Source organism: Streptomyces sp. AcH 505 (assembly GCF_000818175.1).
In the GTDB taxonomy this organism is placed as follows: Bacteria; Actinomycetota; Actinomycetes; order Streptomycetales; family Streptomycetaceae; genus Streptomyces.
The window spans coordinates 1,969,050-1,976,648 of sequence record NZ_JTIY01000001.1 but is presented as its reverse complement, the minus strand read 5'-3'; the positions used below and the strand labels follow the sequence as shown (position 1 = coordinate 1,976,648).

6 protein-coding genes and 1 rRNA gene are annotated in these 7,599 nt (G+C 70.1%); 2 read left to right on the top strand and 5 right to left on the bottom strand.

All coding sequences use genetic code 11. From position 1 onward, the window contains the following. Positions 1 to 16 precede the first annotated feature (16 nt). Together rrf and HY68_RS09175 are read left to right on the top strand one after the other, a co-directional pair. Positions 17 to 133, top strand: a 5S ribosomal RNA gene (gene rrf, locus HY68_RS09180). A 106-nt stretch (positions 134 to 239) separates the two neighbouring features. Then, entirely contained in the window at positions 240 to 803 is a 564-nt protein-coding gene (locus HY68_RS09175; protein WP_041986758.1) for a GNAT family N-acetyltransferase, read from the top strand. A gap of 4 nt (positions 804 to 807) precedes the next feature. Here HY68_RS09175 and HY68_RS09170 read toward each other — a convergent pair whose 3' ends face one another. The 5 genes from HY68_RS09170 to HY68_RS09150 form a co-directional block, all read right to left on the bottom strand. Next, positions 808 to 2,439 carry a hypothetical protein gene (locus HY68_RS09170; protein WP_041986755.1) on the bottom strand — a complete coding sequence of 544 codons (1,632 nt, stop codon included), beginning with the start codon at positions 2,437 to 2,439 and terminating at the stop codon, positions 808 to 810. 1 nt (position 2,440) lies between these two features. Next, on the bottom strand, positions 2,441 to 3,889 hold the full coding sequence (locus HY68_RS09165) for an ATP-binding protein (protein ID WP_041986752.1): 1,449 nt from the start codon (positions 3,887 to 3,889) through the stop codon (positions 2,441 to 2,443). A gap of 32 nt (positions 3,890 to 3,921) precedes the next feature. Continuing rightward, entirely contained in the window at positions 3,922 to 5,475 is a 1,554-nt protein-coding gene (locus HY68_RS09160) for an SCO6880 family protein (protein ID WP_041986748.1), read from the bottom strand. Further along, positions 5,472 to 6,872 carry a hypothetical protein gene (locus HY68_RS09155; RefSeq protein ID WP_241778508.1) on the bottom strand — a complete coding sequence of 467 codons (1,401 nt, stop codon included), beginning with the start codon at positions 6,870 to 6,872 and terminating at the stop codon, positions 5,472 to 5,474. Before HY68_RS09155 ends, HY68_RS09160 begins: the two co-directional genes overlap by 4 nt. After that, positions 6,862 to 7,599: hypothetical protein (locus HY68_RS09150; protein ID WP_041995487.1), on the bottom strand; the 738-nt coding region annotated here is incomplete at its 5' end. The genes HY68_RS09155 and HY68_RS09150, both read right to left, overlap by 11 nt.

The window sequence follows — 7,599 nt, the reverse complement described above, 5'->3', positions numbered from 1 at the left end:
TTCAACTTCATAGTGTTTCGGTGGTCATTGCGTGAGGGAAACGCCCGGTTACATTCCGAACCCGGAAGCTAAGCCTCATTGCGCCGATGGTACTGCAGGGGGGACCCTGTGGGAGAGTAGGACGCCGCCGAACAATCTTTAGATAGACCAGGGAAGCCCCTGCACCCACGTGGTGCAGGGGCTTTTCTGCGTTCAAAAACAAGTTGCGTTGCCGTCCGGTCTGCACCCACGATCGGTGCATGAACCATGTGATACGAGCCGCCCGTGCCGACGAATGGGCCAAGGCGAAGGAGCTCCGGCTGGTCGCGCTCCAGGATCCCGCAGCTCCGGTCGCCTTCCTCGACTCTTACGAGGACGCCGTCCAGCAGCCCGACTCGTTCTGGCAGGAGCGGTCCGCGCGAGCCACGGCCCAGCCAGGTGCTCCGGCTGGTCAGTTCATCGCTGAGGCGCCGGACGGCAGTTGGGCCGGCTCGGTGGTCCTGCTGATCGAGGACGCGGGCACGACGGACTTCGGCGGCGCCGTGGTGAAGGAGGCGCAGGGGCTGGTCGTCGGCGTCTTCGTACGGCCCGAGCATCGCGGTACCGGGCTGATCGGGAAGCTGATCGGGGCTGCCTTGGACTGGGCGTGGTCGATCGAGGAGCCCAGGCTGGCCCGGGTACTGCTTCATGTCCACCCGGAGAACCTGCGGGCGCAGGGGGCCTATCGGCGGATCGGGTTCGAGCCGACCGGCGTTACCGTCCGGTTCGAGCCTCATTCCTCGGTGGAGGAGCTGGAGCTGGCGTTTGCACGCCCCGGAGACTGAGCGCTCACGCAGGGGGCGAAGGCCGGAGCGGCGCTTCGTGCTGCGGTTCTTCGTAGGGCAGTTCGTGGTCCGGCCAGCGGTCGCGGCCCTGTTCCCGTGAGCGCAGCAGCGCCAGCGTCGGCAGGCCCTGTGATCTGCCCCCGGCGAGCAACTCGGGCAGCAGCGGCAGCGGGGCGACAGCCGCCACATCGTCCAGGACCAGGGTCAGTGGTGGGTCGAGCCGGCCGTCAGATGACCGTGCGGCCATGCGGCGGCCGTGCTCGACCACGCTTGAGGAGAGCGCTGTCAGCAGCGGCATCGCGCCGGGGCGCGAGCGGGGATCCTCAATCGGTTCGCCCACTACGTAAAGCGTGCCCCCCTCGTCGACGAAAGATTCCAGCGTCAGCGAATCGGCCCGATTCGGCGTGCAGGTCTCACGGATGTGGATCGACGACAGCGACGACAGTGCCCGCGCCGTCAACTGCTGCGCGATCTCTCGCCGTTGCGGGTGCGCGGTGTAGGCCGACTCCAGCAGTCCTGCCAGTCCCGACGCGGCCTTGGCGTGCGTGCGCAGGATCCGTACCGCCTCCTGGGCGCTGCCGCCCTGTGCCCATCTGTGCACCTGCTTGAAGGGCCTGCCGTCGACTGCCGCCGCGTGCAGCCAGCAGCGCAGCAGGGTCTCCGCCGTGTCGGCCATCGCCGCGTCGATGAGGGCGCGGGGGCGTACGGGGGCCAGCAGTGCCGCAGCGCGTGCGGCCGCGGTCGCCGCGTCGGTACAGCCGGCGGTCGGCGACCAGTGCAGCCGGGCCGGGGTGTCGCACAGGTGCCCCGGGTCGTAGACGAGGACCGGTCCGAGCTTGGCCCGTGCGTCCTTGGTCTCGGCCCATACGGTCGGGTCGGACGTGACGACGAGCGCCGGGCCTTCGGCGTCCCGGACGGCCTGTATGGCCGCCGGGCGGCGGGTGTGCAGGTCGCCGTAGCGCACCTGCGGGGCCGCGCGGGGTGCGGGGACGGCCGCCGGGACGGCGGCGATGACGATCCGCTCGGGTTCGGCGGCGGGGAGCTGTTGCTGGAGGGGCTGTTCCGGTGCCGGGGGCTGCTGCACCGGCGGCTGGACCGGCAGCGGCTGGACCGGCGGCTGAGGCGGTGCCTGGGCCGGTACGGAGGCCGGTACGGGCGCCGGAGGCGTCTGCCGCTCTACGCCCACGCCCGAACCCGCGTCCACGCCGGCCGCCGGACCTTCTGGGTACTGCGGGTACTCCGGGTACTGCTTCCGCCGCTTCCGTACCAGTCGCCAGCGCGCCAGCACCCCCATGACGAACACCGTCAGCACGGTCAGCACCATCAGCTGGCTGATCAGCAGCCCCCAGAACAGCCCGTACCCGGAGAGCTGCGCGGGCGGGGTGGCCGGCCAGGCGCCCGCCACGTCGTGCGGTTTCGTCACCAGCTCGCGCAGTGCCAGCGGCGTACGGCCGAAGGTCACCCCGTCCGGCCAGCCGCCGTGCGAGAAGAGCCCGGCGAGACCGGTCGACGTCCAGACGAGGATCGTCAGGCCGAGCAGGAAGGCGAGCAGGGCCAGCAGCAGGCCGTCGGGGATGCCTCCCTGGCGGCCCGAGCCTGCGCCGGCGCCTGACGGTCGGTCGTCGCGGGCCGGCATGTCACGCCACCGTCGACTCGGAGGACTCGTTGAACTGGCGTTGTTGCTCCATCAGCGCCGCCCGCTGTTCCGCCTCCCACTCGGCGGCCTGTACGTCGGCGGGCAGTCCGCCGCCGGCTTCCAGTGCGTCGGCTGCGTCCGATGCTTCGGAGTTCTCCGTCATGGCCCGGTCGGTGAAGACCAGGGGGCGTTCGGCCTCCGTCACCAGATGTTTGACGACCTGGACGTTGCCGTTGACGTCCCAGACGGCGATGCCGGGCGTGAGCGTCGGGATGATCTCCACGGCCCACCGTGGCAGCCCGAGCACCCGGCCGGTGGCTCTCGCCTCGTCGGCCTTCTGGGCGTAGATCGTTCTGGTCGAGGCCATCTTGAGGATGGCCGCTGCTTCCCGCGCGGCGGCTCCGTCGACGACGTCCGAGAGATGGTGGACGACGGCGACGAACGAGAGGCCGAGCCGCCGGCCGAACTTCAGGAGCCGCTGGAAGAGCTGCGCGACGAAGGGGGAGTTGATGATGTGCCAGGCCTCCTCGACCAGGAAGATGCGCTTCCTGCGGTCGGGGCGGATCCAGGTGTGCTCCAGCCAGACGCCGACGATTGCCATCAGGATCGGCATCGCGATCGAGTTGCGGTCGATGTGCGAGAGGTCGAAGACGATCAGCGGTGCGTCGAGGTCGATGCCGACGGTCGTCGGGCCGTCGAACATGCCGCGCAGGTCGCCGTCGACCAGGCGGTCGAGGACGAGGGCGACGTCCAGGCCCCAGGCCCGTACGTCGTCTATGTCGACGTTCATCGCCTCGGCCGACTCGGGTTCGGGGTGGCGGAGCTGGTCGACGATGTCCATCAGGACCGGCTGGCGCTCCACGATGGTCTCGTTGACGTAGGCGTGGGCGACCTTGAGCGCGAAGCCGGAGCGCTCGTCCAGTCCGTGGCCCATGGCGACTTCGATGATCGTGCGGAGCAGGGCGAGCTGGCCGGTGGTGGTGATGGCGGGGTCGAGCGGGTTGAGCCGGATCCCGTCGTCCAGGGCGGCCATGGCGTCCAGGCGGATGGGGGTTATGCCGAGCTGACGGGCGATCAGGGCCCATTCACCCGCGCCGTCCTCACCCTGGGCGTCGAGGACCACGACCTGGCGGTCGCGGAACCGCAGCTGGCGCAGTACGTATGTCTTCTCCAGCGCCGATTTGCCGTTGCCGGACTCGCCGAGCACCAGCCAGTGCGGGGCGGGCAGCTGCTGCCCGTACAGCTGGAAGGGGTCGTAGATGTAGCCCTTCCCGCTGTAGACCTCGCGGCCGATGATCACCCCGGAGTCGCCGAGGCCGGGTGCGGCGGTCGGCAGGTAGATGGCCTGCGCCTGGCCCGTCGAGGTACGGACGGGCAGCCGGGTCGTCTCCACAGCTCCGAAGAGGAAGCTGGTGAAGGCGTCCGTGACGATGGACAGCGGATCTCGCATCACAGGCCCCTTTCTCGGCGGTCGGCCATCGGTTATCGGCGGATGCCGGTCGCGAACGGCAGGGTGTTCACAAAGGCCCGGTGGTGTTCGCGGTCGCACCACTCCAGCTTGAGATACGACTTGCCGGCCGAGGCCCTGATCGTCCTTTTGTCCCTGGCCAGGGCTTCGGGGGTACGGGACGACACAGTGATGTACCCGACGAGGTTGACTCCCGCCGCACCGCTGGCGAGATCTTCACCCCGCTGGTCCATCCGGCCGTGGGCCGCCATGTCTCGCGGGTCGACCGTGCGGTTCATCTTGGCCTGGCGGTTGCGCTCGGCCTCGTCGTTCGTCTTCTCCGTCAGCATCCGCTCGATGGCGATCTCGGTGGGTTCGAGGTCCATCGTGACGGAGACGGTGCGGATGACGTCGGGGGTGTGGACGAGCAGCGGGGCGAGGAAGTTGACGCCGACCGGGGTCATCGGCCATTCCTTGACCCAGGCCGTGGAGTGGCACCAGGGCTGACGGGTCGACGACTCGCGGGTCTTGGCCTGGAGATACGTCGGTTCCATCGCGTCCAGCTCGGCCGGCCAGGCGTTTCGTTTCGTCATGGCCTGGATGTGGTCGATGGGGTGGTCCGGGTCGTACATCGAGTGGACGAGGGAGGCGAGCCGGCCTTGGCCGAGCGGCTGGCGTACCCGGATGTCGGCCTCGGCGAGCCGGGCGCAGATGTCGGTCAGTTCGCGGGCCATGACGACGGCGAGCCCGGCGTCGTGGTCGAGCTTCTTCGGGCCGCCGGCCTGCCGGGCGGCGCGGGCCATGGTCTGGGCCTCGGTGGCGAGTTCGCGGGTGAAGTGCATGCAGGCGACGAGATACGCGCGGTGCTGCTCGCTGGAGGTGGAGACCATCGACTGGAGCTGGTCGTACGACTCCTGGAGCCAGCCGGGGGAGGCGCCGTCGCCGCGCTGGGCGACGTCCTTGGCGTGGGCGTCGGGGTCGGCGGGGAGCGTACGGGCGAGCATCTGCAGCCGGGTCACGAAGCCGTCGCCGTTGGCGACGTGTTTGAGGAGGGTGCCGAAGCGGTCGACGAGTGCTTCCTGGTCCTCGCTGTCGCGCAGTCCGACGCCGGGGCCCTCGATCTCGATGGCGGCGGTGACGGTGCGGCGGTCGGCGTGGAGCAGGACGGCGATCTCGTCGGGGCCGAAGGGCGCGGCGAGCCAGTTGATCCGGCCGATGCCGGGCGGCGGGCCGACCTCGACCTCGCGGCCGTCGATGTGCGTACCGGACTCCATGGCGGCGGAGCGGTAGGTGGTGCCGTTGCGCAGGGTGCGTTTGAAGCTGCGGTTGATCTCGAACCACTTGTAGAAGGTCCGGTGCTTGTACGGCACGTACACCGCGGCGAGCGCGATGAGCGGGAAGCCCATCAGCGTCACGATCCGCAGCGGCAGGACGGGCACCAGGAGGCCGCACATCATGCCGAGGAACGCGCCGCCGATGATGAGCGCGATCTCGCCGGTCTCGCGGTTCTTGCCGACGATCGCGTTCGGCCGGGCGCGGCCGACGAGATACGTACGGCGGGGCGCGATGGGTTGGGACTGGGTCGTCAACGCCCGCCACCTCCTGTGCTCTTGTTACCTGAACCGCCGGGACCGCCGGTGGGGCGGCCGCTGTGCGGGGTGCCACTGGTCGGGCTGCTGCTGCGGGGCGGGGGTGCGGCGGAGGGGACATGTCCGCCGCCCGACCCGCCCCCGGACTGGGGCGTACGGGAACTGTGCGCGGCGACGCCGCCGGCGAGTGAATTCCCCGACCGGCCGCCGCCGCCTCCTCCGCCTCCTCCGCCGCCTCCACCGTCTCCGTTGTTGCGGCTGCTGTGGGTCTTGATGCCCTGGGAGACGAGGGCGGCGGGGGAGCTGATGAGGGCCGCGGCCTGGGAGCCGTCGGTGGCCTGCTTGCGGTTGGTGTGTGACGAGGCGATCTCGTCGCCGAAGCCGGGCACGAAGCGGTAGATCATCGCGGAGGCGAAGATCGCGAGGAGGATTATGGCGAGCCCGGAGACGACGGCGGAGAAGCTGTCGGGGCCCTTGTCGGAGGAGAGCGCGCCGGCGAGGCCGAGTACGACGACGATCACGGGCTTCACCATGATCACGGCGATCATGATGCCGGCCCAGCGGCGGACGTGGCCCCACATGTTCTTGTCGACGAGCCCGGCGTAGACGACGGTGCCGAGGAGCGCGCCGACGTACAGCAGGGCGGCTCTGATGACGAGTTCGAGCCAGAGGACGCCGGCGGCGAGGATCGACACGAGCGAGACGACGATCAGCATGATCGGCCCGCCGCCGATGTCGTCGCCCTTCTTGAGCGCGTCGGCGAAGCCGCCGAAGAAGACGTCGGTGTGGCCGCCGGTGGAGCTGGAGATGACCTGCGTGACGCTGTCGGTCGCCGAGACGACGGTGTAGAGGATCAGCGGCGTGAAGGCGGAGGCGAGCACGGTCAGCCAGAGGAACCCGATGGCCTCGGAGAGCGCGGTCGACAACGGCACCCCGCGAATGGCCCGCTTGGCGACGGCGAGCAGCCACAGGACGAGCGTGAGGACGGTGGAGGCGGCGAACACGACGGCGTACTGCCGGAGGAACGCGGCGTTGGTGAAGTCGACGTTGGCGGTGGAGGTGACGGCGTCGCTGAGCTTGCCGATGATCCAGGAGGCGGCGTCGGCGCAGCCTTTGGCGAGGGAGGAGAGGGGGTCGAGCGCGGTGTCCGCGTTCGGCGGTCCGCCGCCGCCGGGGGTCGACGGGTCGTCCTCGCAGTACTCCCTGGCCATCCCCTTGATGAGGTCGCAGGTGTCTTTGCTGGTGGTGGGGGAGGGGCTGGGAGACGGTGCGGCGGCGGCGCGGGCGGCGAGCAGGAACAGGGACGCCTGCACGCCGGTGAGCGTGAGGAGGAGTGAGCGCGCGAAGCGCCGCGGGCCGCTGCCGGTGATGCCGGTCGGGCCGGTGCTACCGGGCATAGGTGAAGCCTCCGTATCCCTGGACAGCCTTCGCGATATCGCCCGCGGAGGAAGCGCGGTTGTCGCCGCTGACCGGCGTGGGGCCGTCGACCTGGCTGGAGGACGAGATCTTCCAGTCGTTGCCGAGCCACTTGAGCTTCTCCGTGAGGGTGAACCACGTCTCGGTCACCGGCTTCGTCGACGCGGTGCCGGCGAGCCCCACGAGACCGGTGGACCACACCTCGACGGTGGCCGCGTCGCCGTTCAGCTCGGTGACCTTCGTGCCGACGGGGACCGTCCGGGACACGAAGGTGAGCCCGGGGGGTGTGCTGCCGTCCTCGTTGAGGCCGATCTTCTTGAAGAAGGCCGCTGAATACGCCTGGTCGAGACTGGTGAGGAGGCTGTTCACGGTGGCCGGGTCGTACGTGGCGGTGACGATGTCCCGCCGGGAGGCGGGGTTGAACATGCCGTCCGAGCCCAGTGCTACCGCGTAGTTCGCCGCCGCGCTCGCCGCGCCCTGTTCATCCTTCGCGAAGCCCGCCGGGATCGCCCCGTTCGTGCCGTTCGTCCCCGTGACCGGCTTCACGCCCGAGGCCGCCGTCGGGTCGGCCGCTGCGCCCTTGGCGCCGGCGGCCGGCGTCTTGTCGTCCCCGCCGCCGCGATTCGCGAAAGCGATTGCCGCGATGAGGACGACGACGACCCCAACCACCGTGACCAGCGAGCGCGAGCCGCGCACCGGCCTGCGCCC